Source organism: Shewanella yunxiaonensis (assembly GCF_018223345.1).
In the GTDB taxonomy this organism is placed as follows: Bacteria; Pseudomonadota; Gammaproteobacteria; order Enterobacterales; family Shewanellaceae; genus Shewanella; species Shewanella yunxiaonensis.
This window is the reverse complement of record NZ_CP073587.1, coordinates 2,993,121-3,019,636: the sequence shown is the minus strand read 5'-3', so window position 1 is coordinate 3,019,636 and position 26,516 is coordinate 2,993,121. Positions and strand designations below refer to the sequence as shown.

Genomic DNA, 26,516 nt, shown 5'->3' with positions numbered 1-26,516 from the left:
TTCATAAAAATCTAGTTCAGATGGAATAATTAAGCTTCCAGATGACCACAGAAACGATAACCTTCCCCATGGATAGTAGCGATGATTTCCGGAGTATCCTGATGGCTTTCAAAGTGCTTACGGATACGGCGGATAGTTACGTCCACAGTACGGTCGTGTTGTTTCAGTTCACGTCCGGTCATTTTCATCAGCAGTTCTGCACGAGTCAGAATTTTGCCAGGGTTTTCCACAAAGTGGAGCATGGCACGAAATTCGCTACGCGGCAGCTTATAAGATTCACCCTCTGGGCTGACCAGCGAACGGCTGTTAATGTCCAAACTCCAGCCATTGAAGTTATAGCTATCAACCGCAGATTTTTCTTCCGGCTCAGTGCCCGCTGTGGTAACACGTGTCAACAGGTTACGCGCGCGAATGGTTAATTCTCGTGGATTGAATGGTTTGGTGATGTAATCATCTGCACCGATTTCCAACCCCAGGATTTTATCCACTTCGTTGTCACGGCCAGTGAGGAAAATCAAACCGATATTATTGATTTCACGCAGTTCCCGTGCGAGCAATAACCCATTTTTACCGGGCAGGTTGATATCCATAACGACCAAGTTAATCTTGTTATCCTGTAAGGCCTTGTGCATTTCTGCGCCATCATTGGCTTCAGTAACAACGTATCCTTCAGCTTCGAAAATACTTCTCAGCGTGTTACGGGTAACTGCTTCATCTTCTACGATAAGAATGTGCGGGTTCTGCATATCATGTACCTAATAAATCAGATTGTTCTAACCACGAGCGGAGCTCATGTTCAATTGCTTTCTATGAATCCTGATGACTTCATTCCAGTACTGGTGAAACCAAATTACATTGTCGGCACTGCATGATTAGTTGAATTTTGGCATACGGTTGTTACCAGTACGCGAATTGTATTAACTGAGATATCCAGAGATGAAATTAGTTCCTGATTTCCATAGATATCCAGTTTATTTTCCTTCGGATGCTTAAGCGCACCACAAAGGGCTTTGGTCAGACATCGTGACCGCTATGTCCAGCGGCCAGCACAAACATGACCGATTTGTGATGAGTATTAACATTGTACTCTTATTGTGCATTTGTTAACAAATGAAATGTTAACAAATGCTGTTGGTATTCAGCCGAGAGTCAGCAAAATTTCGTAAAGTAACATCAATTTTATGACACAGTGTTTCAGAGACTAGGTGAGTGCCTCAGCTTTTGTTAAACTGGCGCCGGTTACTTCAGGGGCTACTGATTGATGAATGACGGATTAGAACAACTTTGGCAACACTACCTGGATTGCTGCTTTCTGCTTACACAGCCATTGTCCTCTGCTTTACCCTTTGCCATCATTACCGCACATAACCCGCAAGGGCAAGAGTTAGAACCCTGTCAAAATCGACTTTTAGATCGTGCCTTACAACGCGATATTGAGCAGTTATTGGTGCCATACCGGGTAATCATTGGTACTGCGCCAGATCACAGCCATATGGAGAAAAGTTGGGTGCTGTTTGTCAGTCGCGAGCAAGCAAGTGAATTAGCCAGTAAGTATCAACAGAATGCATATTACTATGTGCAGGAAGATGTCCTTTATCTGGTGTCGTGTCGGGACAGTCGACAAACAGAAACGATGGGGCCGTTCAGTCAGCGGGTTCACATCGTCTCAGAGTTGCCTGAATTTTGTGACTGAATTTTACTAATCTTCGCTGAAAGTTGGCAGCGAAGAAATTATCGTTGACTTAGTGCGTCTATTGTTGGTAATGTCGGCGTCCCCGCTTTAATCGCGGGGGAAACAGAAGAGGAGCGTTAACTAGGTAGTGAACTCGAGGAGGCCAATCTCCGATAACGGTTCATGAGGGAGATTAACGCCGAGGCTACAGGATCATCTGGCGGATCCTCTGGTCGGTTGTTCAGGCTGAATCCTGATGACTGTCACCTTTTAATGGTGGAGAGCTTCTGGTGAGGATCATTTTTCCCTTTCTCAGGGTGCCTTTGTATCAGCACCAGGCTCTTCGAACGAATTTTGTTCGGGGCTGATTATGAATTCAATGTTATTTCTCCTGTTATCTCCTTGTCCTAGGGAGGTAAGGTAATGTCTCTCGTTGTTGCTAAATTTGGTGGTACATCTGTCGCGGATTATTTTGCGATGGGACGCTGCGCCGATATCGTACTGGCTAATCCTGCCACCCGCTTAGTTGTCGTGAGTGCCTCTAGTGGGGTCACTAATCTGTTGGTGGAATTAGCACAACCTGGTGTAACTGAACCACAGCGGTTAGCGGTACTAAAGAAAATTGCCGCCATTCAATATGCGATTGTGGATAAATTACCGCGCAATGATGATGTTGCCGCCGACGTTGACGCGCTACTCACTCGGGTAGATGTACTGAGTCAGCAGTTGCTAAAAAATACCGATAAAGCAATCATCGATGATCTGCTGTCGTTAGGAGAGCGGTGTTCATCTGTATTGTTTGCTGCTGTATTACGGGAAAAGGGGGCGAAGGCCAGTGCGTTTGATGTGCGCCAGGTAATGCGTACCGATAGCAACTTCGGCAGAGCAGAACCGCAGATTACGGAGATCCGTCAATTAGCGCAAGCGCAATTGCTGCCGCAGCTTAGTGAGCAGTTACTTGTGACTCAAGGCTTTATCGGTGCTGATGCAAATAACTGTACCACTACCTTGGGGCGTGGTGGCAGCGATTACTCGGCCGCATTGCTGGCTGAAGCATTAGATGCTAACGCTGTTGAAATCTGGACCGATGTCGCCGGTATTTATACTACCGATCCGCGTTTAGCACCTAACGCCAGACCTATCCCAGAGATCAGTTTCAATGAAGCCGCTGAGATGGCAACATTTGGTGCGAAGGTGTTGCATCCGGCAACAATTTTGCCTGCGGTAAGACAGCAAATTCAAGTTTTCGTCGGCTCCAGTAAAGAACCTGAAAAAGGGGGAACCTGGATCCGTCATCAGGTGGAAAATCCACCGGTGTACCGCGCGGTAGCCTTGCGACGTGATCAAACATTGTTGAATCTGCATAGTTTGCAGATGCTGCATGCTCAAGGTTTTTTGGCGGAAACTTTTGCAACGCTGGCGCGCCATAAGATATCGGTAGATTTGATCACTACCTCAGAAGTGAACGTATCACTGACACTGGATAAAACCGGTTCTGAGTCCAGTGGCCAGGGATTATTGACGGAAGCGCTGCTGCAGGAGCTATCACAACACTGCCGTGTGCGGGTTGAGGATAAATTGGCACTGGTGGCGATTATTGGTAACCGTATTGCGACTACTGCGGGTATCTGTCAGCAGGTATTTGGCGTGTTAGCATCGCACAATGTCCGAATGATATGCCAGGGCGCCAGTCCTCATAACCTATGTGTATTGGTGCATGAGGCAGAAGCAGCGGATGTTGTTGCGGCATTGCACCGTTCGCTATTTGAAAACGTCGAGCAAGTCTGATGCAGCCTGAGCGGTTATCGGTAGGTGAACTGGCCGCGGGACAACCGCTGACAGTACCGGTATATCGGTTTATTGGCACTGATGCCTCAGCCCCATCCGTGTATATTCAGGCGAATGTGCATGGTGCCGAAGTGCAGGGTAACGCGGTTATCCTGCAGTTGCTGCGTTATTGGCAAGCGCACCCACCGAAAGGCAATGTCACGCTGGTACCTTTAGCAAATCCGCTAGGGATTAACCAGAAAAGTGGTGAATTTACCCTCGGACGCTTTGATCCCATCAGTGGTGAGAACTGGAATCGACAATATCTGGATAATCAGTTGCCGCTGGCGCAGTGGGTTAGCGAACATTATCACCTTGCAGACGCTGAGTTGGTCAGCGCCTATCGCCAGGTGCTACAGACTAACCTGCAGCGGCGTCTGCAAAGTCCTTGGGGGGTGACGACCGGACAACGGCTGGCTTACACGTTACAGCTGATGGCGAGTGAGGCTGATATTGTGCTAGACCTGCATACGGGGCCGAAATCTTGTCAGCATCTGTATTGTCCGGCATATCAGCAACAGGCTGCGAAAGAGTTTTCAATTCCGTTTACCCTGTTTATTCCCAATCTTTTTGGCGGAGCCATGGATGAAGCGATCTTCTGTCCCTGGTGGCGGTTAACCGATTACCTGGCGTCTCAACAGCGAAAGTTGGCGGTGCCTGTGGCCGCATTTACGCTGGAGCTGGGTAACCAGGAGTTGAGCGATATGGCGCAGGCACACCAGGATGCACAGAATATTCTGGCATTCTTGCACTGCCGTGGTGTTGTGGCCGAAGCCATTGCACCTCTGGAAATGAAACGTTACGGTTGTTATTTGCACAACTATCGTAAATTTCACGCACCAAGAGCCGGACTAGTGCAATACCTTGCAGCTCCGGGCGCTTTGGTTAAGGCTGGTGAGCCATTGGTGCGGTTGTTAAGACTGGATTTAGCGATTGATGAACAGGAGCAGTTATTGACCGCACCTGAAGATGGCGCAGCAATTTTACATTTTGCCTCGGCAGCAGTGCAGCAAGGCACTGAGCTATACAAAATAATGACGCAGCTGTTCGAGGTCGATTGAGCCAACAACAAAAGGCCGTATTAACGACCTTTTGTTTTTTGAGATCAGTTTGTTACGGTTTTACTGCGCGTACAATCGGATTTTGCAGACTGATTAATGTTTCAGTCGATTGAATTTCATCAATCGACTGTATGCGATTGATTAACACGTGCTGCAGCGCTTCGATAGATTGGCACATCACCTTCACAAAGATGCTGTAATTACCGGTGGTATAATACGCTTCCACAACTTCTTCCAAGGCATTGAGCTTGGAAATCGCCGCAGGGTAGTCACCTGCACTCTTCAGGTTAATCCCGATAAAACAGCACACGTCGTAACCCAAGGCTTTTGGGTTTACGGTGATCTGGGCCCCAATGATAATGCCAGCCTGCTTCATCTTTTCCACCCGAACGTGGATGGTACCGGCACTTACGTTGAAACGTTTAGCCAGTTCTGCGAAGGGCGTGCGTGCATCCTGCATCAGCGCCTCAAGGATTTGGTTATCCAGTTGGTCTCTTTGAAATGATGTATCCACAATCACTTGCCTTTAGTTTTTTTTATCAAGCATAAATTTACGTTTTTTATTGTTCATTTACCAGAGAACATCGCAATTTTATGCCAAATGTCCTGTAAAGAAATAATTCAACGGCTACTGTCCAGCCATTGGCAGGCAGAACGGCACTGGTGAATTAAATGTCATGACTTCGCCAGAATATGGGTGTTTAAAACTTAGCTGTGCCGCATGGAGGAGCAACCTTGGCGCTAACGCTTTGGTGTCGGCATCCGCATAAAAGCCGTCACCCAGAATCGGGTGCCCCAACGACATCATATGCACACGCAGTTGATGCGACCTGCCGGTTATCGGTGTCAGTTTTACCAGAGTCGAACGTTGACCGTAAGAAATCACTTCATAATGTGTGACCGAAGGTTTACCTATTTCATAATCGACTTTTTGGCGAGGGCGGTTCGGCCAGTCACAGATCAGTGGCAGATCAACCGTACCATTATGTTCGAGTCGGCCAGCAATACGGGCATAGTAGATTTTATGTGTTTCACGATCCTGAAACTGTCGTTTCAGCTCACGTTCTGCGTTGCGTCGTAATGCCAGAACAATAAGCCCCGAGGTCGCCATATCGAGGCGATGTACCACCTGCGCTTGTGGGTGTAGCTGCAATACGCGGCTAAACACACTGTCATAATGTTCGGCTGCCCGTCCAGGAACGGAAAGTAACCCTGAAGGCTTATTGATCACTATGATATCTCGGTCCTGATAAAGAATATCAAGCCAAGGGAGTCGGGGTGGATTATAGGTAAAATCGCTCATCTGGCAGGCCTCCTGCGAACGGACCGCAAATTTACCTGTGAGCGTCAGAGGATGCAAGTCCCGGCGTGATTAACACCTGGCTTTAGCCATCAGGCAAAGCTATTACCCGCCAGATGCATAATACAAAAGGTCCATACGACGAACGCTAATGTCCCATGCACAAAGGCATAAAATGCCTGGTCCAGTCGTTTCAGACCCCCGGCATCCCAAATGAGATAGAGATGTAGTCCCAGCACCAGCGGAAATAGCAGGAGCAATATCACCAACGCAAATTGGCTGGTATCTCCAAAAATTGCGTGTCCCAGCAGCGACCAGCACACCATTAACGCGGTGATTATCGGCGGCATCGCCAACCGGTATTGCTCCGGGTAGGGAAAAAACATGTGCTGCGTCCTTTAATGTCGTTGCCATTAGCTCTGAGCCAGATTGACAGCAATCAGTTGTGCTTTTTGCTGTGGCTCTCCCTCACTACAGAGCTTTCCCTCAAAGTAATGCAATGTTTGCAATTTGGCAAATGTGTGAAGTAACTCAAAATCCTGGAGCAGGAAATCCGGGTTACTTGGTTTACCAAATTCGGCTTGTCGTTTATTAAAGGTTTCGTAAAACAGCAGGCCATTTTCATCAAGTCGGTCTGCTATCCAGTTCATTAACGGTCGATGTAAATAGTTAACTACTAGCACAACATCAAAGACCGTCAGTGCTGGAGGGGCGTTTCCTTCTAAATCTGCCTGAACAAAATGACAATGAGGGAAGGCGGTTTGTAGATTGTCAAAAGCCGCAGCGTTACGGTCGACGAAAGTAACTTCCGCTCCATGCTCTGCAAACCAAGCACCATTGCGACCAGAACCACAGGCTAAATCTAGGACTTTTAAGCTATTTAATGGTTTAGTATTTGCCCAATTATATGTCGTGATTAATTTAATAGGCGTCATCCTTTAATTTCATCCTTACCATGTATTTGTCTACCATGAATAATTGAGTAGTGCCTTAATGAAGAAGGGCCATGTGTCACAACTACGGATAATAAGATAATCATGGTTACCAGCGCTGGTTTATATTCAGGCAGTATGATGAAACACATCAATATGACTAATTTTGCAATAGTCAATACGCCTTTCATCTGTATCAGCCAGGTCCAGTCACGAAGTACCTCCCAAGCCATCAGCAATACACCTGATACCATGGTCATAATCCAATAAATACGCCAATGTTCATCTGGCACCTGCAATAGGATGCCGCCACCAGCACCCGCAACGCCTAGGATATGCAGTGCCCGCAGCGTGGTTTTAGCCATCCGTTGAATACGGAAGAAGCGTTCTGAAGGTGGATTAGTCATACTCATCTGCTGCTCAGCTCCTGTGCGGCGTATTTTCTGCTTTAATCATAAAGCATTTGCTAAATAATTTTAAGTTTAAATTAATAAATCATGAATCCTTTAATATTAATAACGCACTTTTAAATATTAATTGAAAATTAATATTAAATGGTGGTGTGTGAACTTTAGTTTCAAAACTATTGTGCTGAATTTTTTGTGATTGAGTTAAATATCCGTTTAATTACCAAATGATATTTTTTAATTGGGAGATATGCCAAATGGTGATATATCGTTCAAATATTAAAAAATCCTGTTTGGCGTGACTATTATTACAGCGTTAAAGATCATTTTGGAGGAACATTTTATGTTCTCTGTCTTATTTAAACGAACCAGCCTAGTGTTGGCATTGTCTGGATTTATCGCGGGATCGGCATATGCAGCACCAGAGGTTCTGGCAGATTTTCACCAGCAGATGGGGGACTGTACAACCTGTCACGTTTCCCAAAAAGGCCCCACTGATGACAATCTTACTCATGAAAATCAACAGTGCGTTAGTTGCCATGGTTCACTAAACGACTTGGCTGCACAGGATGCAGAAAAGAAATTAAAGGTTTCTCCTCATAAGTCTCACCTGATTGGTGATATCGCTTGTACTACTTGTCATAAAGGCCACGAGAAGTCAGTGGCGTACTGCGATGCCTGCCATAGCTTTGGTTTCGACATGCCATTCGGTGGCAAGTGGGAACGTAAATTTGTTCCTGTTGATGTGAATAAAGAAGCCCAGGATAAGGCTATTGCCGCAGGTCCTCGTGACACAACCGACGTGGTGATTGTCGGATCTGGTGGTGCCGGTCTGGCTGCTGCTGTTTCGGCGCATGAAAATGGCGTTAAAGTTATTTTGCTTGAAAAAGAACCCATAGCGGGTGGTAATACCAAATTGGCTGCCGGTGGTATGAATGCTGCGGAAACCAAGTTTCAGGCGAAGTTAGGCATTCAGGATAAAGTGTCCATCATGATTGATGACACCATGAAAGGTGGTCATAACGTTAACGATCCTGCACTGGTCAAAGTGTTGGCGGAAGATTCTTCAGATTCTATCGATTGGTTGACCTCACTCGGTGCGGATATGAGTGACGTAGGTCGTATGGGGGGCGCCAGTGTTAACCGTGCTCACCGTCCAACCGGTGGTGCCGGTGTTGGTGCTCATGTGGCACAAGTTCTCTATACCGCCGCAGTTAAGAGTGGCGCCGATATGCGTTTTAACAGCCGAGTGGTGCGGATACTGGAAGATGCGGCTGGCAATGCCACTGGCGTATTGGTTGAAGGCAAATATACCGGTTATTACGTTATCAAGGCTAAAGCCGTGATTATGGCCACTGGTGGATTTGCCAAGAACAACGAACGCGTTGCCAAGTACGACCCGGCCCTGAAAGGCTTTGCTGCGACTAACCATCCAGGCGCTACTGGCGATGGTCTGGATGTCGCGATGGCCGCAGGTGCTGCAACTCGCGATCTGAAATATATCCAAGCACATCCAACCTGGTCTCCTGTTGGTGGTGTGATGGTAACTGAAGCGGTACGTGGTAACGGCGCCATTCTGGTCAACCGCGAGGGTGATCGGTTTGTCAATGAAATCACTACACGCGATAAAGCTTCTGCAGCGATCCTGAAGCAAACTGGTGAAAGTGCCTTCTTAGTGTTTGATGATTCAGTACGTAAGAGTCTGAAAAAAATTGAGAATTACATTCATCTAGGCATTGTTAATCAAGGCAATACCCTGGCAGATCTGGCGGCGCAGCTGAAAATGCCTGCGGCCGAGCTTGAAAAAACTGTTGCCGCATACAATAGCTACGTGAAATCAGGCAAAGATACTCAGTTTGAACGTCCTAACCTGCCGCGTGAATTGGCGACTGCTCCTTATTATGCGATTGAAGTAAAACCTGCTGTTCACCACAGCATGGGTGGTTTGAAGATTGACACTCAGGCTGAAGTACTGAACAAAGATGGTAAAACCATCAAGGGCTTGTTTGCTGCAGGTGAGGCAACTGGCGGTGTTCATGGTGCTAACCGCCTCGGCGGTAATGCTATCTCTGATATCGTGACCTTTGGTCGCATTGCCGGAGCTTCTGCTGCCAAATACGTAAAAGGCAATTAAGCCCCAGCGGTAACAAACTGCATCAGGCAGTAACTGTCAGACATCAAAGCGGACCATAGTGTCCGCTTTTTTATGCCCGGGCGGCGGCCACAATGTCTCAAGACAGGCGTGTGTTTTTCCAATACACTCAAACAATCATTATTTTTGAGGGCATACCGATGAGAATTGGTTTTTTCAGTGCTAAGCGATACGACATTCAGCATTTCTCTGCCATGAATGAACAAATGGGATTAGGCGCTCAAATAGAGTTTTTCGATTATCGTTTGTGTCAACAAACGGTCAAGCTAGCGCTGGGGTTTGAAGTCATTTGTGCCTTTGTTAATGACGATCTGTGTGAACACACACTCGCCGAGTTATATGCCAGTGGCACGCGGGTAATCGCCATGCGTTGTGCTGGTTTTAACAACGTTGATCTCGATGCCGCCAAACGGCTGGGAATGAAAGTGGTGAATGTTCCGGCTTATTCCCCGGAGTCTGTGGCTGAACATACCGTGGCGTTGATGCTGACGCTCAATCGTAAAATTCATAAGGCCTATCAGCGTACCCGTGATGCGAATTTCTCGCTGGAAGGGCTGGTCGGCTTCAACATGTATGGCAAAACTGTTGGCGTGATTGGTACGGGCAAAATAGGCGTCGCCACCATTCGTATTCTGCGAGGCTTCGGTTGTAAGGTGCTCGCTTATGATCCCTATCCAAATCCAATTGTGGTGGAACTGGGTGCCAGTTACACCGACCTCGATACCATGTTCAGTCAAAGCGATATCATCAGTCTGCATTGTCCGCTGACGAAGGAAAACCATCACTTACTGAACGCGACAAGTTTCACCAAAATGAAACCCGGCATGATGGTGATTAATACTAGCCGTGGCGGCTTGCTTAATGCCGTTGATGCGATGGAAGCGCTGAAACTGGGGCAGATTGGGGCACTGGGAATGGATGTTTACGAGAATGAAAAAGAGCTGTTCTTCGAAGACAAATCCAATGAAGTGATCCACGACGATGTCTTTCGTCGTTTGTCTGCCTGTCACAATGTGATTTTTACCGGTCACCAGGCATTTTTGACCAGAGAAGCACTGGATAACATTGCTGAGACGACCCTCAACAACATTAAACAAGTGCTCGGGAATCAACCCTGTGGCAACGAATTGTTTTAACGGCAGGCCACGAGCCGCCAAGCCTCATGCCTGGCGGTGCTCTTCATCTGCGGCTGGAGTTTCAGTGTCCTTGGCAACAGCCGTCTGATACTGCAGTTTTAATACCGCTTTTTGTAATACCAGGCTGTTGGGGTAGGTGATGGTGTCGCCATTATCGCGTTTGATCAATAAATGAAACAATGCGACTTCCTGCAAGATGCCACTAATGTCTTCATCGGCATCGACAATCCGGATACGTTCACCGACCTTATAGGGAAATACAAAGAAAATCAGAATTCCTGCCGTTAAGTTGCTCAGAATTGACCACTGGGCAAACAGTGCTACCCCCAGTACAGCAAAGGCTGATGAGACAAACAGTGAAACATCCTGGTATCCCAGCCCCAGGGAAATTGCCATCAGTGACAACGTCAGAAAGAACAGCAGTATGGTAATGAATTTACTGACCAGACTGACGCGGGCGGTGTTGATATGTTTAAGCTGGCCGTATTCACGTACGCCTTTCACCACGCGTCGTTGAATGAATGCAAAAGCGCTGAGATACAAAATGACGATGAGGATGTGGGTCATCATAGGCTTCGACTCCTCCTGGGTTAACCTGTATGCTGTGTCTCCATGTTAACGGCTTTGGCCCCCAGGTTTAAAGTCCGCGTTGTCGAGTCCTTTGTTTATGCGTGAATATCGCACACTAGCTACAGCCAAAGATCAATGGGGTAGCATTTTCGTTTTAGAAGATGCCGAACAGCGGATACTGGCATTTGGCGAACATGATGAACAAAGCAAGCTTTTAAAAGCCACGCCGCATATTCCCAAACATACTTACCTGCGTGCGATGTTATTAGCGCTGCTGTTCGGCCAACCGCGTAGCGTAATGGTACTGGGACTTGGCGGCGGCGTGTTAATTCATGCACTGCGCCAGTTTGACGCGGCGATTCGCATTACCGCGATAGAATTGCGTCCGGCGGTGATCGAACTCTGTAAACGCTATTTTCGGCTGCCGTTGTCAAAAAAGCTGACTTTGATAGAAGCGGATGCCTTGCACTATCTCGCACAATCACAGCATAAGCGGGTAGATATGCTATTTTGCGATCTGTTTGACAGTGAAGGGATTGCTGCCGGTGCGCTTTCGACGGCTTTTTTGCAGCGGTGTCAGCAACAATTAAAAGCTGACGGCGTGCTTATTTTAAACTGCTGGAAAGAACACAGCCGTGATGCTGAATTGCTGGCCAAGCTTCAGGCGCTATTTCCGTCGGTATACGCCTGTTTAACCGGCAGTGGTAACTGGGTTGTGTTTGCTACCGCTAAGGCATTACCCGCGGGGCAGGTCGAGTTGAAGCGCCAGGCCATGGCCTTATCGCAAAAGCTGGGATTCGATTTACAGTTATCACTTAATCGATTTGCCGAATGGCAAAATGTGCATTTCTAAAAAACCGATTATAACGATAGTTTTTATCTGTTTTATTCTTTACTTCCCGCTGACTATTATGGCTCTCAACAAAAGGACAGCGACGGACGTTGTCCTCTGTATCCAACCAAAAATATGGGAGCTTTCACATGGTTCAGTCACTGAATACTGCTGTTAAACCTTTTACCGCTACTGCATTCCACAATGGTGAATTTGTTGAAGTCACCGAACAGAGTCTGATCGGCAAGTGGTCTGTTGTGTTCTTCTACCCTGCAGACTTCACCTTCGTATGCCCAACTGAGCTGGGTGATCTAGCCGATCACTACGACCAGTTGCAAAAGCTAGGTGTTGAAGTTTACTCAGTGTCCACTGATACTCACTTCACTCACAAAGCTTGGCATGACAGCTCTGAAACTATCGCCAAGATCAAATACTTCATGGTGGGCGACCAGACTGGCACTATCAGCAACAACTTCGGTGTGATGCGTGAAGGTCAAGGCCTGGCAGACCGTGCCACTTTTGTGATTGACCCTGAAGGCGTTATTCAAGCCATCGAAGTTACCGCTGAAGGGATTGGTCGTGATGCTGAAGACCTGTTGCGTAAGATCAAAGCCGCTCAGTATGTTGCTGCTCACCCAGGTGAAGTTTGCCCTGCTAAATGGCGTGAAGGTGAAGCCACTCTGGCACCATCTCTGGACCTGGTAGGCAAAATTTAAGACTGCGTCCCTTCCGGCTCGACCGTTACGGCGGCGAGCCGGACCCTTTAATGCTATTTCTTTTCACAGGACACGTTCATGTTAGACGCTAATTTGAAAAAACAACTGGACAGCTATCTGCAGTATATCAAGCAGCCGATTGAGCTTAGCGTGTCCAGTGACGATAGTGATAAATCTCGCGAAGTCGCAGAACTGGCTCAGGAATTGGCGGCAATGTCTGACAAAATCTCGCTGACACCGGTGAACAATGCGCGTACGCCAAGCATGGCGGTGGCGCCCAAAGGACAATCCCCACGGGTCAATTTTGCCGGAGTGCCGATGGGGCATGAATTTACTTCGCTGGTGTTGGCGCTGCTACAGGCGGGTGGTCACCCCTCTAAAGCAGCACCGGAACTGTTAGCGCAGATCCGCAACTTGCCAGGTGAATATCACTTCGAAACTTATATTTCGCTGTCATGTCATAACTGTCCCGATGTGGTACAGGCATTGAACCTGATGGCAAGCCTTAATCCAAACATCACGCACGTGATGATCGATGGCGCGTTGTTTCAGGAAGAAGTCAATCAACGTGGCGTCATGGCCGTACCTGCAGTGTTCCTCAATGGTGAACATTTTGGTCAGGGCCGTATGACGCTGGAAGAGATTGTCAGCAAAGTTGACAGCGGTGCCTCTGAACAAAAAGCGGCGGCGCTGAATGACAAACCGGTTTATGACGTGCTGGTCGTGGGCGGTGGTCCTGCAGGGGCCGCTGCGGCAATTTATGCCGCGCGTAAAGGTATTCGTACCGGTCTGGTTGCCGAACGTTTTGGTGGTCAGGTGATGGACACTGTCGGCATCGAGAACTTTATCTCAGTGCCGTATACCGAAGGTCCAAAACTGTCTGCTGCACTGGAACAGCATGTGAAAGAATACGGCGTGGATATCATTACCGGGCAGCGTGCTGCCAATGTCAGTCGTTACAGTAATATTGCCGTTGCTTTGGAAAGCGGTGCCACCCTGAAGAGTAAAAGTGTGATCCTGGCGACAGGTGCGCGCTGGCGTGAATTGGGCGTACCGGGTGAAGCTGAATATCGCACTAAGGGTGTGGCTTACTGTCCGCATTGTGACGGCCCGTTTTTCAAAGGTAAAAAAGTCGCCGTGATTGGTGGCGGTAACTCCGGCATCGAAGCTGCTATCGACCTGGCCGGTATTGTGGAACATGTCACTGTACTGGAATTCGCTGACACGCTGCGGGCCGATGATGTGCTGGTGAAAAAAGCCAAATCACTGCGTAATGTCGATATCATCACCAGTGCCCAGACCACCGAAGTTATTGGGGATGGCAGTAAGGTGACCGGTTTGGCTTACAAAGATCGCAACAGTGGTGAACAGAAGCAGCTGGCTTTGGCGGGTATCTTTGTGCAGATTGGTCTGGTACCCAATACTGGGTTCCTAAAAGAAAGTGAGATTGAACTGACCCGCTTCGGTGAAGTGATTGTCGACACCAAGGGCGCTACCTCTATGCCAGGTGTATTTGCCGCAGGTGACGCAACTACAGTGCCCTACAAGCAGATCATCATTTCCATGGGAACCGGCGCGACTGCCGCATTGAGTGCCTTTGATTATTTGATCCGTCAGTCAAGTGATGAAAAAGCGGCTTAATTGCAGGTGCTAATTCCAATAAAAAACCGGCTATGCCGGTTTTTTATTGCCAATCACACCATAGATATGTGTACCCAGTCGGCATCTTCTGACCTCAGGCTGTGGTATTGATAATCGTACCAAGGTTACCCGCAGTTGCTGGAGCATCAGCCTGATCGGCCGGAGTTGTGGCATTGATGAGTTGCAAGGCTATATTGCCTTCAGCTTGCATCTGCTGCTTGGACAGTTGAGCCACTTTTACGGCAACCGCTGTCTGCACATTTCCTATCGCAGTCGGTTGCACATTGAGATTAACGGCCATGATGGGCTCCTATTGTTATCAGAAGATACATTAACTTTAATGCCATTATCCCAATAAACAAACCCGGCATGGTGCCGGGTTTATTTACGCATATCAGGCCATTTTGGTTTTATGGCGTCGCTCGCGCAGTTTGCGTGCTGTGACAATAATCGCGGTGACGACAATTGCACCGAGGATTAAGCTAATCGCTACTGTGACACTCTGCAGTGCTGTGGGGTCAACTGCCAGCGTACCGCCCAATCCCAGCATCATAATGCCTGACATCAGTTTCAGTGTCTGACCTTCTTTCTCGGTCAACTTGCGTTTGCCCAGCGTCATACTGAAGGCAACCACAATGGCAATCAGCGGGATGACATACACCACGTTGTAGAATACCAGATACATGTAGCGTTCCATGGTCGGGAACTTATGCATCGACAGCACACTGGTATAAATCATTGGAAATCCAGCCGTGCACAAGAGTTCATAGGCATTGGCCAGAATTGCCAGGATTGTGGTGCCGATAATCATGGTCGTCAGACTGGAGGCACTGGAGAGTTTGCCCATGCGTTTGATCAGACTGGTGCGGTTTTCGGCCGTCATTGACAGACTCACTTCGCCCTTAGTGAAGAAATACTCCTTCACGTTGATCGAGCCCGCCACCAGTGCCAGCAAACCGGCTACCAGAATAATCATGCTGCCATCGCTGGCTCCTAACAATTCAAAGACATTAAGCCAGGCGCTCATGAACAGCAGATAGATAAAACCGGAGAAAAATACAAAGATGCCGCCGACCAGTAACATCCGACCGCGGCTCTTGGCGTTTACCATGATGGACAGTAAAAACAGCAGCACGAAGAAAGCACATGGGTTAAACGCGTCCACCCCGGCCAGCACCAGTGTCAGAATGGGCATAGACATGGTATCGGGCGTCACAACTCCTAACAGCGGTAATTCCACCGGCTGAATATCTGAGGTCGCGACAGGGGTAGCAGTATCACATGCGCCATTACCAGCATCACTGCCACATGTTGCAAACGGCGAGTCGCTATCAGCAGTTACTGCTGGTGCGGTTGCCGCATTTTCATCCGGCATTTCATCGGCAGCTAAGGTGCCACCCTGTTCCAGGTAGCAGGTTTTAAGACGATTCAGTAAAAATTCACCGGTGACTTCGCGACTGGAATAACCGATAACGGTTTTGCCACAGACGGCCATAAATGGCACGGAGCGGGCCTGTGTCTTGGTGGCGTCAGCTAATTGCTGCCACATCTCCTGCGTGCCACTGTCACCTACCATGTAGGTATGTAGTTCAATCCAGGGATATTTTTTAGGCAGAGAATCGATAAAGGGATGAGCCTCTTTACAATGAGGACAGGTTTTCGACCAAACAAAATACAGCGGAATTTTAAGCTGTCCCTGCGCATCAACTTTGTGCCATTCAATAGTATTTTCCGTGGCGGCTGCGTTATTTAGTACCAGACCAAAACTCAGCAACAGGCAAACCAGCAGTGTTCTGAACATAAAATACCTGCTCATATGATAAAGATATTGAAGGATCTGCTTCACCCATCCAGGGTAAAACTTGTCAATATTCAATGTACAACAGCTGCGCTGCAGACTTAACGACGGTGCGGTAAATCTGTTATCCGCATCCAAAAAGTCGTCAAAGTGAGATACTTGAGAAGTCGTTAATTTTTAGGGTGTTGATATTTAGTCTGCTACATAGCGCTCATTCGGCTAACTCGCATTGCACAACGATATCCGCTGAAATGAACCTCAATACCAAAGCGCTCAGGTATAGTTCAGAAATCTTTCGACGGATATATTAACGGCGGCAGATAAGGCGCAGATGCTGACGGCACTGGCGCAGTCATGACAGCAAGCAGCAGAAAACTTGAGGCCGTGACTTATTGTTTCTTTGCGTTGCTATTGTCTGCCATGGTGGATGTCGGACACCACAGAATGTCTACATTCCGCTGTTCTTCCGGTGCAGCAGTACGGATTCGAGTAATGATGGGTAACGGCAGATTGGCGACCGACAGGTAACTTTTGACCCGATCGATACGACGATTGGCCAACCATAAATTATATTGTTGCTGCTTTTTATCACCGGGAGACGGGAATAGATTAAATTCCAACAATAGGTAGCCGTCCTGCTTATTGCTAACAATTTTTTTAATATGATCCAGTCCTTTGGAGTCTTTGGCTGAAAAAAAAGAACTGTTGTTGGCATAGGTTACCTGACCAAGTTTTTGTTCATCGTTGCAGCTAGCCATCACTGAGCCAGACACAAAACAGCCGATAACAGTACTTAGAACCCAACTACGCATTATCCCCTCCCTGTGGATGGCCAGAACTATTTACGGTGTTTTACATTATCGCATCTGACTACCAAAGACAATTGTTTAACAGCGATAAATGTGAATATTTATATTAAAAAACAGTGTGTTAGACAATATTTTGGCACTTTATCGAGGTTGCCGGCTTCCCGGCGACAGTGACTGATAGGTCAAAATTTTGACCGTTAGCTGCCGCTACAATTCCATTTTATTGCAAACAAAAATTGGCAACGCAGATAAGGTATTGTCAGTAAAGCATTAGACCGATTTGGCGAGGCTTTTGTGGCGGGATCGATATTTGCGGCGGATACAAGTATATTGTGTACAATTCGATGTCAATTCGGGAGCGCTTGGATTGTGAGTGACAAATTGCCGGAAAATCCACTCTGTCTGGAGAACCAAATCTGTTTCTCTTTGTACCGAGCCGCCAACGCTATGGTGCGGGCTTATCGTCCTTACCTGGAGCAACTGCAACTGACATACCCGCAATATCTGGTAATGATGGTGCTGTGGGAAAATAATGGGATCAGTGTAAAACTGTTGGGGGAGCAGCTCCATCTGGATTCTGGCACGTTGACGCCATTGCTTAAACGCCTGGAAGCTAAAGGGTTGGTTTGCCGAGGCCGCAGCCAACAGGATGAGCGGATGCGCGTGTTGGCGTTGACTGAGGCTGGCCGGGCATTGCGAGAATTGGCGATGAATATCCCGTTACAGATGTTTTGCCGCACGGGACTAGCGCCGGAACAGTTCACTGATCTCAAACAGTTATGCGATCGCCTCTGGTCGCAACTGTCGGAATAACTGCGATGAAAGCCGTCGATCTTGTGATCATTGGTGCCGGTATCAATGGCGCTGGCATTGCGCAGCGTGCCGCAGCGGCCGGATATTCGGTTGTCCTGCTGGAAAAATCTGCGATTGCCAGTGGTACCTCCTCACAGTCCAGCAAGCTTATCCATGGGGGCCTGCGTTATCTGGAAACCGGACAGATCCACCTCGTTTATGAAGCACTTAAAGCTCGCCGAGAGTTGTTGCAGTTAGCGCCATCATTAGTCCATCCAGTTAAATTCTACATCCCGGTGTATCGGGACAGCCGTCGTGGGGCACTGACGATTCGTGCGGGATTAAGCCTTTACGGGTTGTTGAGTCAGCCCGATCCGCTGGGGCGTTTTCAGTCAATAGCCGCATCAGAATGGGCACAATTCCCGGGCCTAAAATTGGCAGGCATGACGCACTTGTTCCAATATTGGGACGCGCAAACTGACGACAAAAAACTCACTGAAGCCGTTGTGAATAGTGCGATAGCGCTCGGTGCTGAGGTGTTGCAAAAGGCCGAATGTGTCGACATCCAGCATGACGCCAAAGGATGTACCGTGCATTACCATCAGCAAGGACAGCGACATCAGCTTTACTGTCATATGTTGATTAACACTGCCGGTGCCTGGGTGAATGAGATCCTCTCAAACGTTCACCCCCCCCTGGCATTTCCGGCGATCGAATGGGTGCAGGGCAGTCATCTGCTATTAGATATTCCGGCACCGCCAGGAATATTGTATCTGGAGTCCTGTTTTGACGAGCGGGTGGTGTTTGTCATGCCTTGGAACGGCCAGACGCTGTTAGGCACCACAGAAACCCACTGCGATTCACCTCAGCCGCAGTTAACCCAAGAAGAAACCTATTATCTGTTGGGGATCTACCAACACTACTTTCCGTTAGCGGGAACGGTAGCGTCGTTGGAACAAAAGATCGTGGGCAGCTACAGCGGTATGCGCGTATTACCGGCGGGAAGTAGCAGTGCTTTTTCCCGTACGCGTGAAGTGCAGTTACTGTCTCAGCCATCACATCCGCATATTTTGTCACTCTATGGCGGCAAGCTCACGACTTTCCGTAGCACTGCCGCGCAGGTGCTGATACATATCGCGGAGCACTTGGGCGAACGGACCGCTATTGCGGATGTTGACTCCCTTATCCTGAGGTGATTTTTCACGTCAAAACCGCTAAAGTGTGCCAGCCCGGAGAGCCCTCAAGCTCACTCTTAATTTTCAGTCTCGGAATGTGTCGTGATTTGTCATCATTTTGCTGCCGGCAGTTGTCAATCTTGCCGTCATATTCAACAACCGCTAACAGAACAATTAGCTGCCAAACAGTCGTTGTTACAACAGCTGTTGGCACCGTTTGCCGCTCATGAGTGGCTACCTCCTGTCAGCGGGCCGCAAACCGGTTTCCGTAACAAGGCTAAAATGGTGGTGCTTGGGGCTGCCCATCAACCGATATTGGGCATCCCTGGACCGGATGGTGAACCGGTCAGTTTGTGTGATTGCCCGCTATATCCTACCGATATGCAGCAGTTGCTTCAGCAGTTGCAGCAGTTTGTCCAGCAAGCAGGCATTCCGCCTTATCGAATCGATAAAGCTCGCGGAGAATTGAAGTTTATCTTGCTGACCCGGGCGCAGGTGAGCGGTGAATTCATGTTACGTTTTGTCTTGCGCTCATCTGAGGCTATCCCGCGGATTGAACGACAGTTGCCGGGATTATTACAGGCATTTCCCTCAATAAAAGTGGTGACGGTTAACCTGCAGCCGGTGCACATGGCGCGTTTGGAAGGGGAAGAAGAAATCTGGCTTGCCGGGGAACCGCGTCTGCGTGAGGTGTTTAATGAGGTGCCACTGTATATTCGCCCTAAAAGCTTCTTTCAGACCAATCCCGTTGTTGCGGCACAGCTTTATCAATCGGCGAGAGAATGGTTGCGGCCGATAGCACCCTCGTCGGTGTGGGATCTGTTTTGTGGCGTGGGTGGTTTTGGCTTGCATTGTGCCAATGGTGACATCCAACTAACCGGTATCGAAATTGAGGCTGAAGCAATCGCCTGTGCCCGTTTGTCAGCTCAGCAACTGGGGCTGGAAAATGTGAACTTTCAGGCTCTGGACTCCACCGATTTTGCGGCGGGAAAAAATGCCACTGAGGTGCCAGATGTCATTATTGTTAATCCGCCACGGCGGGGGATTGGCAACGCCTTATGTCAGCAACTTAGTGACTTTGCACCCGCTTATATTCTGTATTCTAGTTGTAACCCGCAAACACTTGCACAGGATTTGGCCGCGATCGACGGGTATTGTCTGCAACGGGTGCAGCTGTTTGATATGTTTCCCCATACCGACCATTTTGAAGTGTTAGCTTTATTGCGTCGTAATGCCTGATGTAAAGGGGCTTGGCAATATATCAACCGCAGCTCAAGGTATTTGGTTATTAATGTTTAAGTGGATGTGACGAGGAGCAGCAGATATCCAGTAAAGCTGCCATTGTGCATTTTTGATGATCATACCAATGAAAAATGTCTTTATTTAAATTGTCAAAAATAGAATATTTACTCGAAAATTATCCACGTTAATCACCTGTAAATTTGGTAAACCTCGTCACATTAATTAAGTAAAATCAGCATCTTTTTACCAAAGTCTTAACAACATATTTTTCTAATACGTTATACTTCAACCACTCCATCCGGGACCGGGGATTTTGCAGTGATGAATCTAGGTGTACGCAATAAGGTGTTGTTGTTGGCTCTGTTACCGATGCTAATCGGTGGAACTGCTGTTGCCATATTTTCTTATATAATGGAATCTGCCTCATTGGACGAAAATGTGCAGGAATTCCGCGGCAAGCTTATCAATGAGCGACGCCAAGAATTGATACATGTAACGGAAGTTGCAAAGGAGATCGTGGCCTACCAGCGTGAACATAATGGCGATGTGAATGCTGCCCTACGTAACGTGCGTTTTGGCAGTGCCGGTTATTTCTATATCTACGATGGTCAAGGGAAAAACCTGTTCCACGCACTGTTGCCGAAACTGGAAGGCACTGAGCAGATCAATATGACCGATCCCAAAGGGATCAAAATCGTACAGGGTTTGCTTAAATCTGCGCGCAGCGGTGATGGCTTTTTAACCTTTTATTACCAGAAACCGGGAACGACCGGTTTAGTCGATAAGATAGGTTATGCGGCTACGGTTCCGGGAACTGACTGGATAATTGGTACTGGGGCTTACATCGACGATATTGATGCCACAGTGGCGAGTTATCACGACGATGCTCAGGCGATGATCCTCAACAAAATCTGGGTGATCATCTCAGCAATTGTGCTGATTGTCGTTGTCAGTGCTTTTCTCATCTTCTGGATGTCCGGCAAGATGGTCGATCCGATTCTCAACATGCTGCGCAATCTCGATGATATTGCTAAAGGCGAAGGGGATCTCACCAAACGTCTGAACGTTACCGGTAACGATGAAATTGCTCAACTGGGTAAGGCCTTTAACCAATTCATTGGTAAGCTGCAAGGCATTATGCAAGATGTGGCCAGTACCACGCGCGAATTGAATGATGCCGCGCATCATATTCACGAGCAAAGCAAGTCCATCGCCTCACAGCTGTTTAACCACAATCAGGAAACCGATCAGGTCGTGACTGCTATCACTGAGATGTCTTCCACTGCGCAGGAAGTCGCCGGCAATACTAATCAGGTAGCAGAGGCAACGCATGATGCTACTGAGGAAGTTGCCAAGGCACAGCAGTGCGTCGATACCTCGCTGACCGAAGTGTCATCGCTGATGCACGAAATCAACAATGCGGCGGCCCACATTAAGTCGCTCAATGATCAGTCGCAAAAGATCAACAGTGTGTTATCGGTGATAGGCGGTATCGCGGAACAGACTAACCTGCTGGCATTGAATGCGGCAATTGAAGCGGCTCGCGCTGGTGAACAGGGTCGAGGCTTTGCGGTCGTCGCGGATGAAGTACGTAACCTTGCCAGCCGCACTCAGGCGAGCACGCTGGAAATCAATGAAATGCTGAGCGAACTGCATACATTGGTCGGACAGGCGGTTGCTGCCATGGAACAAAGTCAGCAGAACTGTAAGCGCAGTGTGGAATCCTCGCGGTTTATCTCTGAAAGTCTGGGGGCGGTGACCTCCTCGGTTACTGCCATTAATGACATGAGTACCCAGATTGCTACTGCGGCGACTGAGCAGAGTTCTGTCACCGAAGAGATCAACCACAATATCTATAAGATCCAAGAGATTGTGTCTGAGTTGATGCAGTCGAGTGAAGAGGCGGCACAGATGAGTGAGAAAGTGTCTGGTAGCGGCGAGCGCTTAGACAAACTGGTTGGTCAATTCCGCGTGTGACCTTGCTTTAACGATAAGAAACGGCGCTGCGGGCGCCGTTTTTTGATCGGTGGTGTTCTTGCCCGAGTGAGACAGTGGGATTTTTTTCAGCAATATTGGCTGTCACCATAGGTTTCAGCCGTGGCTTAGGTTAAAATGCGCGGCTTGCATACAGTGTTATCGATCAAATTACGCAAAGTAGAGTCTACATGTTTGAAGTAAATCCGGTAAAAAATAAAATCAAGGAGCTGGCGGAACGTACCGATCTCCTTAGGGGGTATCTTTGACTATGACGCCAAGAAAGAGCGTCTAGAAGAAGTCGTCCGCGAGCTGGAAAGCTCCGATGTCTGGAATGACCCTGAACGGGCACAGGCATTAGGTAAAGAGCGCGTGTCTTTGGAAAAGGTGGTTGAAACCATCGATGACATGGACCAAGGGCTCGAAGATGTCGAAGAGCTGTTGGCGCTGGCTGTTGAAGAGGATGATGAAGACACCTTCAACGAGACTGGTCACGAGCTGGGAAAACTGGAAAAGGAACTGGAAGAATTGGAGTTCCGCCGTATGTTTTCTGGCGACAGCGATGCTTCCGATTGTTACCTAGATATTCAGTCCGGCTCCGGTGGTACCGAAGCTCAGGATTGGGCCAACATGGTATTGCGTATGTACCTGCGTTGGGGTGAAGAACATCAATTTAACCCTGAGTTGATTGAAGTCTCTGATGGTGAAGTCGCGGGTATCAAGAGCGCCACCATCAAGTTCAGTGGTGAATATGCCTATGGTTGGCTGCGCACTGAAACCGGGGTGCATCGTCTGGTACGTAAGTCACCGTTCGACTCCGGTGGCCGCCGTCATACCTCCTTCTGTTCGGTGTTTGTCTATCCGGAAATCGACGACTCGATTGATATTGAGATTAATCCGGCAGACCTGCGTATCGACGTGTATCGCGCCTCTGGTGCTGGTGGTCAGCACGTAAACCGGACTGAATCCGCCGTGCGTATTACTCACGTGCCAACCAACACAGTAACTCAGTGTCAGAATGACCGTTCCCAGCATAAGAACAAGGAAACGGCCATGAAACAGCTGAAAGCGAAATTGTATGAACTTGAGCTGAAAAAGCAGAATGCTGAAAAGCAGGCTGCCGAAGAGCTGAAGTCAGATATCGGCTGGGGCAGTCAGATCCGTTCCTATGTGCTGGATGATTCCCGCATCAAGGATCTGCGTACCGGCGTGGAAACCCGTAACACCCAAGCGGTGCTGGACGGTGATTTAGATAGATTTATTGAAGCCAGCCTTAAATCCGGGCTGTAAGTAGAGAAGAAACTGAAATGACTGAACAACTGGATGAAAACAAGCTGATTGCAGAGCGCCGTGCGAAACTGGAACACTATCGCGAAACCGGCCCGGCCAATGGTCACCCTAATACTTTCCGTCGCAGCCACAAGGCGGGTGAACTGGAACAGCAGTTTGGTGATAAGAGCAAGGAAGAGCTGGAAGCCCTCGGTTTTCACACTGCCATTGCCGGTCGTGTTATGGCTAAGCGTGGCCCATTTATGGTGTTGCAGGACGTTTCCGGTCGCATCCAGGTTTACGCTGAAAAAGCAGTTCAGGCTGATCTGAAAGAGAAATATCAGGGGCTGGACATCGGTGACATCATCGGTGTGAAAGGGGAACTGCATCGCTCGAACAAAGGCGATCTGTTCGTCAATATGGAAGAGTATCAGTTGCTGACCAAGGCGCTGCGCCCATTACCGGAGAAATTCCATGGTCTGACCGATCAGGAAACCCGTTATCGCCAGCGTTATGTTGATCTTATCGTTAACGAAGAGTCCCGTAACACTTTCAAAATGCGCTCTAAAGTAGTCGGTGCAATCCGCAGCTTTATGGAAAGCAAGCAGTTTATGGAAGTGGAAACTCCGATGATGCATGTGATCCCAGGTGGTGCTTCTGCGCGCCCATTCATCACCCATCACAATGCGCTGGATATCGATATGTATCTGCGTATCGCACCGGAATTATACCTGAAGCGTCTGGTGGTCGGTGGTTTTGAGCGAGTGTTCGAAATCAACCGTAACTTCCGTAACGAAGGTTTGTCACCACGTCATAATCCAGAATTCACCATGATGGAATTCTATATGGCGTACGCTGATTACCGTGATCTGATGGATTTCACCGAAGAGATGCTGTCATCCATTGCCAGCAAACTGCTGGGTGATACCAAAGTGGCTTACGGTGAACACACCATCGATTTCGGTGGCCCCTACGCACGCATGAGCATGCTTGAAGCCATTCAGCACTATAACCCAGATAACGCTACCATTCAGGCAATGACTTATGAAAACGTCAAAGACCTGGCCTTTATGCGACAGCTGGCGAAAGATGTAGGCGTGGAACTGGAATCTTTCTGGACCTGTGGTCAATTGCTGGAAGAGATCTTTGGTGAAACGGCCGAACCTAAGCTGATGCAACCAACCTTCATCACTGGTTACCCAGCAGATATTTCACCGCTGGCGCGCCGCAGCGATGACAACGATTTCATCACTGACCGTTTTGAATTTTTCATCGGTGGTCGCGAAGTGGCTAACGGCTTTAGCGAGCTGAACGATGCAGAAGATCAGGACAGACGTTTTAAAGCGCAGGTAGAAGCCAAAGATGCCGGTGACGATGAAGCGATGTTCTATGACGGTGATTATATCCGCGCACTGGAACACGGTTTGCCACCAACAGCAGGTCAGGGCATTGGTATTGACCGTCTGGTGATGTTGTTCACCAACAGCCACACCATTCGCGATGTGATCCTGTTCCCGGCAATGCGCCCTGAAGTGTAAGCTGACGGAACTGCAAGAAAAAACCGGCGGAAGCCGGTTTTTTTATCGATGCTGCTATTCTTCATGTTCATTACAAATCCGATTGCGGCCTAAATTCTTGGCCATATATAAGCCTTTATCCGCGCGCTGAATAATGATGTCAGCTCTGTCATCCATCGGCAGAAATTCACTGATCCCGCCACTGATGCTGGTACATATTTGCGGTAAGTCCATTTCCAGCAGGGCATGTTGAATTTTCCGGCGTAGACGATCAGCTAAACACCAGGCTTGGTGTAAGGTGGTTTGCGGCATTAATACGGCAAATTCATCACCGCCATAACGCGCGGCTAAATCGTCTTCGCGTATCGTCTGTATACAAACCCGGCCAACTATTTCTATCACTGCATCTCCGATAGGATGACCACAGGCATCATTAAGCTGCTTAAAAAAATCCAGGTCGAAGACTAACAGACTGCAAGGTGTATGGTGACGGTGAAACAGACTAAATTGGCGTTGCAGATGACTGCGCAGTTTACGGCGATTGTATAGGTGAGACAGTTCATCTGTTTCACTGAGATATTTCAGTCGCTGTTGCAACTGGTGTCGGGCAGTAATGTTACTGGCTACCCACAATACGGCATCTTCACCTTCAAACTGAAAATTTAAGGGGTGGATTCGACCTTCGAACCAGATCGGGTCTTTCGGGCCTTCTTCCAGACCTAACACATCAGCGCCTGCCAGCGGATACTCCACAATCAGCATGTTACCTGACGTTAGCACCGTCGCTATCTGCTGCATAAACCAATTGGCTTTCTCAGGGATCAGCACCTCCGCAATAAAGCTACCGACCAAACTGCTACCGTCATGGTAGTAACGATTATCGGTGCCGCCGAAGATATGCGCGTATTTACCGCTACGGGTGAGAATAAAAGCCGGATCAGGTAAGGCCGCCAGAATCGCTTGTGTTTGCTCCAACGAAAACATCACGTCTCCCACCTGAAGATTATCAATATCAGTCTACTCTACTCACACCCTTTTTGTGTACGAAATGTTAAATAGTGGAGGGTGACTATACTTTAGATCTCGGTGAGGTAAGTGACCGAGGATTTAATTGGAGGCTGGTTTATGAAAACTTCAGCTGTAATGATAAGTGCTCTGCTGCTAATGGCACCGTATGTGGCGGTCGCTGAGATGAATGAACAGCAGCATAAATTACTCGAGGATGCTTTAAGCGCGGCTCCCCCCACTATTAGAGATAAAGTCACCGTGGTCGATTGGGATAACAACATGTTGCAACGCGGTACCAATGAGTACACTTGTTTCCCAACGCCTCCGCAACTGCAAGGAACTGCTCCTATGTGTATGGATGGCCCATGGATGGAGTGGGCCAAAGCCTGGATGAATAAGCAGCCATTTCAGGCAAAAAGTGTCGGGATCTCCTACATGTTGGCCGGTGATGGTGGCGCCAGCAATATTGACCCGTACGCAGACAAGCCGACCGCTGAAAATCAATGGATTGTGGAGGGACCTCACCTGATGATTATTGTGCCAGATCCACAAATGCTGGATGCTCTGCCAACGGATCCTGCGGCGGGCGGGCCTTATGTGATGTGGAAAGGAACCCCTTATGCACATATCATGGTGCCGGTAGGCCAACGCAAGTAGTGTGGATATTCTCTTAGTCAAAGCCCGGC

26 protein-coding genes and 1 riboswitch are annotated in these 26,516 nt (G+C 48.4%); of the genes, 15 read left to right on the top strand and 11 right to left on the bottom strand.

Annotation, left to right across the window (positions count from 1 at the left end; genetic code table 11):
• Nucleotides 1–29: 29 nt before the first annotated feature.
• Complete coding sequence (gene arcA / locus KDN34_RS13845) at nt 30–746, bottom strand: two-component system response regulator ArcA (RefSeq protein WP_212594303.1); 717 nt, start codon at nt 744–746, stop codon at nt 30–32.
• Nucleotides 747–1,261: 515 nt separating this feature from the next.
• On the opposite strand from arcA, the gene KDN34_RS13840 reads away from it, so the two are divergent.
• The 3 genes from KDN34_RS13840 (at nt 1,262) to KDN34_RS13830 (ending at nt 4,560) form a co-directional block, all read left to right on the top strand.
• Nucleotides 1,262–1,693: a DUF3293 domain-containing protein gene (locus KDN34_RS13840; RefSeq protein WP_212594302.1), complete on the top strand. Its 432-nt coding sequence runs from the start codon at nt 1,262–1,264 to the stop codon at nt 1,691–1,693.
• A gap of 98 nt (nt 1,694–1,791) precedes the next feature.
• Nucleotides 1,792–1,967: riboswitch (Lysine riboswitch) on the top strand.
• A 128-nt stretch (nt 1,968–2,095) separates the two neighbouring features.
• Nucleotides 2,096–3,460 (top strand): lysine-sensitive aspartokinase 3, encoded by a 1,365-nt coding sequence (gene lysC, locus KDN34_RS13835; protein ID WP_212594301.1) that lies wholly within the window; start codon nt 2,096–2,098, stop codon nt 3,458–3,460.
• Nucleotides 3,460–4,560, top strand: coding sequence for a succinylglutamate desuccinylase/aspartoacylase family protein (locus KDN34_RS13830; protein ID WP_212594300.1), 1,101 nt, complete (start codon nt 3,460–3,462; stop codon nt 4,558–4,560). The genes lysC and KDN34_RS13830 overlap by 1 nt, the downstream gene beginning before the upstream one ends.
• Before the next feature lie 52 nt (nt 4,561–4,612).
• Here KDN34_RS13830 and asnC read toward each other — a convergent pair whose 3' ends face one another.
• The 5 genes from asnC to KDN34_RS13805 form a co-directional block, all read right to left on the bottom strand.
• Nucleotides 4,613–5,074, bottom strand: a complete 462-nt coding sequence (gene asnC, locus KDN34_RS13825) for a transcriptional regulator AsnC (RefSeq protein WP_212594299.1) — start codon at nt 5,072–5,074, stop codon at nt 4,613–4,615.
• A 114-nt stretch (nt 5,075–5,188) separates the two neighbouring features.
• Nucleotides 5,189–5,863, bottom strand: a complete 675-nt coding sequence (gene rluA / locus KDN34_RS13820; protein WP_212594298.1) for a bifunctional tRNA pseudouridine(32) synthase/23S rRNA pseudouridine(746) synthase RluA — start codon at nt 5,861–5,863, stop codon at nt 5,189–5,191.
• Nucleotides 5,864–5,952: 89 nt separating this feature from the next.
• Nucleotides 5,953–6,246 carry a hypothetical protein gene (locus KDN34_RS13815; protein ID WP_212594297.1) on the bottom strand — a complete coding sequence of 98 codons (294 nt, stop codon included), beginning with the start codon at nt 6,244–6,246 and terminating at the stop codon, nt 5,953–5,955.
• Nucleotides 6,247–6,273: 27 nt separating this feature from the next.
• Entirely contained in the window at nt 6,274–6,795 is a 522-nt protein-coding gene (locus tag KDN34_RS13810; RefSeq protein ID WP_212594296.1) for a class I SAM-dependent methyltransferase, read from the bottom strand.
• Nucleotides 6,792–7,199, bottom strand: a complete 408-nt coding sequence (locus KDN34_RS13805) for a hypothetical protein (RefSeq protein WP_212596667.1) — start codon at nt 7,197–7,199, stop codon at nt 6,792–6,794. Before KDN34_RS13805 ends, KDN34_RS13810 begins: the two co-directional genes overlap by 4 nt.
• Before the next feature lie 343 nt (nt 7,200–7,542).
• Between KDN34_RS13805 and KDN34_RS13800 the strand changes: the two genes are divergently transcribed.
• Both KDN34_RS13800 and KDN34_RS13795 read left to right on the top strand, forming a co-directional pair.
• Complete coding sequence (locus KDN34_RS13800; protein ID WP_212594295.1) at nt 7,543–9,333, top strand: flavocytochrome c; 1,791 nt, start codon at nt 7,543–7,545, stop codon at nt 9,331–9,333.
• Nucleotides 9,334–9,491: 158 nt separating this feature from the next.
• Nucleotides 9,492–10,487 carry a 2-hydroxyacid dehydrogenase gene (locus tag KDN34_RS13795; RefSeq protein ID WP_212594294.1) on the top strand — a complete coding sequence of 332 codons (996 nt, stop codon included), beginning with the start codon at nt 9,492–9,494 and terminating at the stop codon, nt 10,485–10,487.
• A 24-nt stretch (nt 10,488–10,511) separates the two neighbouring features.
• Here KDN34_RS13795 and KDN34_RS13790 read toward each other — a convergent pair whose 3' ends face one another.
• Nucleotides 10,512–11,057 (bottom strand): mechanosensitive ion channel family protein, encoded by a 546-nt coding sequence (locus KDN34_RS13790; RefSeq protein ID WP_212594293.1) that lies wholly within the window; start codon nt 11,055–11,057, stop codon nt 10,512–10,514.
• 97 nt (nt 11,058–11,154) lie between these two features.
• On the opposite strand from KDN34_RS13790, the gene KDN34_RS13785 reads away from it, so the two are divergent.
• From KDN34_RS13785 to ahpF, 3 genes are all read left to right on the top strand, one after another.
• On the top strand, nt 11,155–11,910 hold the full coding sequence (locus KDN34_RS13785; RefSeq protein WP_212594292.1) for a spermidine synthase: 756 nt from the start codon (nt 11,155–11,157) through the stop codon (nt 11,908–11,910).
• Between the two features lie 128 nt (nt 11,911–12,038).
• The gene (gene ahpC / locus KDN34_RS13780; RefSeq protein ID WP_212594291.1) at nt 12,039–12,605 is read left to right on the top strand and encodes an alkyl hydroperoxide reductase subunit C; all 567 of its coding nucleotides are present in this window, start codon (nt 12,039–12,041) and stop codon (nt 12,603–12,605) included.
• A 78-nt stretch (nt 12,606–12,683) separates the two neighbouring features.
• Nucleotides 12,684–14,246 carry an alkyl hydroperoxide reductase subunit F gene (gene ahpF, locus KDN34_RS13775; RefSeq protein ID WP_212594290.1) on the top strand — a complete coding sequence of 521 codons (1,563 nt, stop codon included), beginning with the start codon at nt 12,684–12,686 and terminating at the stop codon, nt 14,244–14,246.
• A gap of 94 nt (nt 14,247–14,340) precedes the next feature.
• On the opposite strand, the gene KDN34_RS13770 is transcribed toward ahpF, so the two are convergent.
• The 3 genes from KDN34_RS13770 to KDN34_RS13760 all read right to left on the bottom strand — a co-directional run bounded on the left by KDN34_RS13770 (nt 14,341) and on the right by KDN34_RS13760 (nt 16,856).
• A complete protein-coding gene (locus tag KDN34_RS13770; RefSeq protein ID WP_212594289.1) occupies nt 14,341–14,547 on the bottom strand; it encodes a cytoplasmic protein in 207 nt (68 codons plus the stop codon).
• Between the two features lie 93 nt (nt 14,548–14,640).
• Nucleotides 14,641–16,047 carry a thioredoxin domain-containing protein gene (locus tag KDN34_RS13765; RefSeq protein ID WP_212594288.1) on the bottom strand — a complete coding sequence of 469 codons (1,407 nt, stop codon included), beginning with the start codon at nt 16,045–16,047 and terminating at the stop codon, nt 14,641–14,643.
• A 386-nt stretch (nt 16,048–16,433) separates the two neighbouring features.
• Nucleotides 16,434–16,856: a hypothetical protein gene (locus KDN34_RS13760; RefSeq protein WP_212594287.1), complete on the bottom strand. Its 423-nt coding sequence runs from the start codon at nt 16,854–16,856 to the stop codon at nt 16,434–16,436.
• 366 nt (nt 16,857–17,222) lie between these two features.
• Here KDN34_RS13760 and KDN34_RS13755 point away from each other — a divergent pair, with 366 nt between their 5' ends.
• From KDN34_RS13755 to lysS, 6 genes are all read left to right on the top strand, one after another.
• The gene (locus KDN34_RS13755) at nt 17,223–17,666 is read left to right on the top strand and encodes a MarR family winged helix-turn-helix transcriptional regulator (RefSeq protein ID WP_228730348.1); all 444 of its coding nucleotides are present in this window, start codon (nt 17,223–17,225) and stop codon (nt 17,664–17,666) included.
• Between the two features lie 5 nt (nt 17,667–17,671).
• Nucleotides 17,672–18,841, top strand: coding sequence for a glycerol-3-phosphate dehydrogenase/oxidase (locus tag KDN34_RS13750; RefSeq protein ID WP_212594286.1), 1,170 nt, complete (start codon nt 17,672–17,674; stop codon nt 18,839–18,841).
• An 81-nt stretch (nt 18,842–18,922) separates the two neighbouring features.
• Nucleotides 18,923–20,059: a 23S rRNA (uracil(747)-C(5))-methyltransferase RlmC gene (gene rlmC / locus KDN34_RS13745; protein ID WP_212594285.1), complete on the top strand. Its 1,137-nt coding sequence runs from the start codon at nt 18,923–18,925 to the stop codon at nt 20,057–20,059.
• Nucleotides 20,060–20,380: 321 nt separating this feature from the next.
• The gene (locus tag KDN34_RS13740) at nt 20,381–22,039 is read left to right on the top strand and encodes a methyl-accepting chemotaxis protein (RefSeq protein ID WP_212594284.1); all 1,659 of its coding nucleotides are present in this window, start codon (nt 20,381–20,383) and stop codon (nt 22,037–22,039) included.
• A 188-nt stretch (nt 22,040–22,227) separates the two neighbouring features.
• Nucleotides 22,228–23,326, top strand: a protein-coding gene (gene prfB, locus KDN34_RS13735) for a peptide chain release factor 2 (RefSeq protein WP_212594283.1) whose coding sequence is annotated in 2 segments (ribosomal slippage) — nt 22,228–22,302 and nt 22,304–23,326 — 1,098 coding nt in all. Because the reading frame shifts where the segments join, the coding sequence is not laid out codon by codon here.
• A 17-nt stretch (nt 23,327–23,343) separates the two neighbouring features.
• On the top strand, nt 23,344–24,843 hold the full coding sequence (lysS, locus tag KDN34_RS13730; protein WP_212594282.1) for a lysine--tRNA ligase: 1,500 nt from the start codon (nt 23,344–23,346) through the stop codon (nt 24,841–24,843).
• A gap of 54 nt (nt 24,844–24,897) precedes the next feature.
• On the opposite strand, the gene KDN34_RS13725 is transcribed toward lysS, so the two are convergent.
• A complete protein-coding gene (locus KDN34_RS13725) occupies nt 24,898–25,806 on the bottom strand; it encodes a sensor domain-containing diguanylate cyclase (protein WP_228730489.1) in 909 nt (302 codons plus the stop codon).
• 141 nt (nt 25,807–25,947) lie between these two features.
• Here KDN34_RS13725 and KDN34_RS13720 point away from each other — a divergent pair, with 141 nt between their 5' ends.
• Complete coding sequence (locus KDN34_RS13720) at nt 25,948–26,487, top strand: hypothetical protein (RefSeq protein WP_212594280.1); 540 nt, start codon at nt 25,948–25,950, stop codon at nt 26,485–26,487.
• Nucleotides 26,488–26,516: the final 29 nt, after the last annotated feature.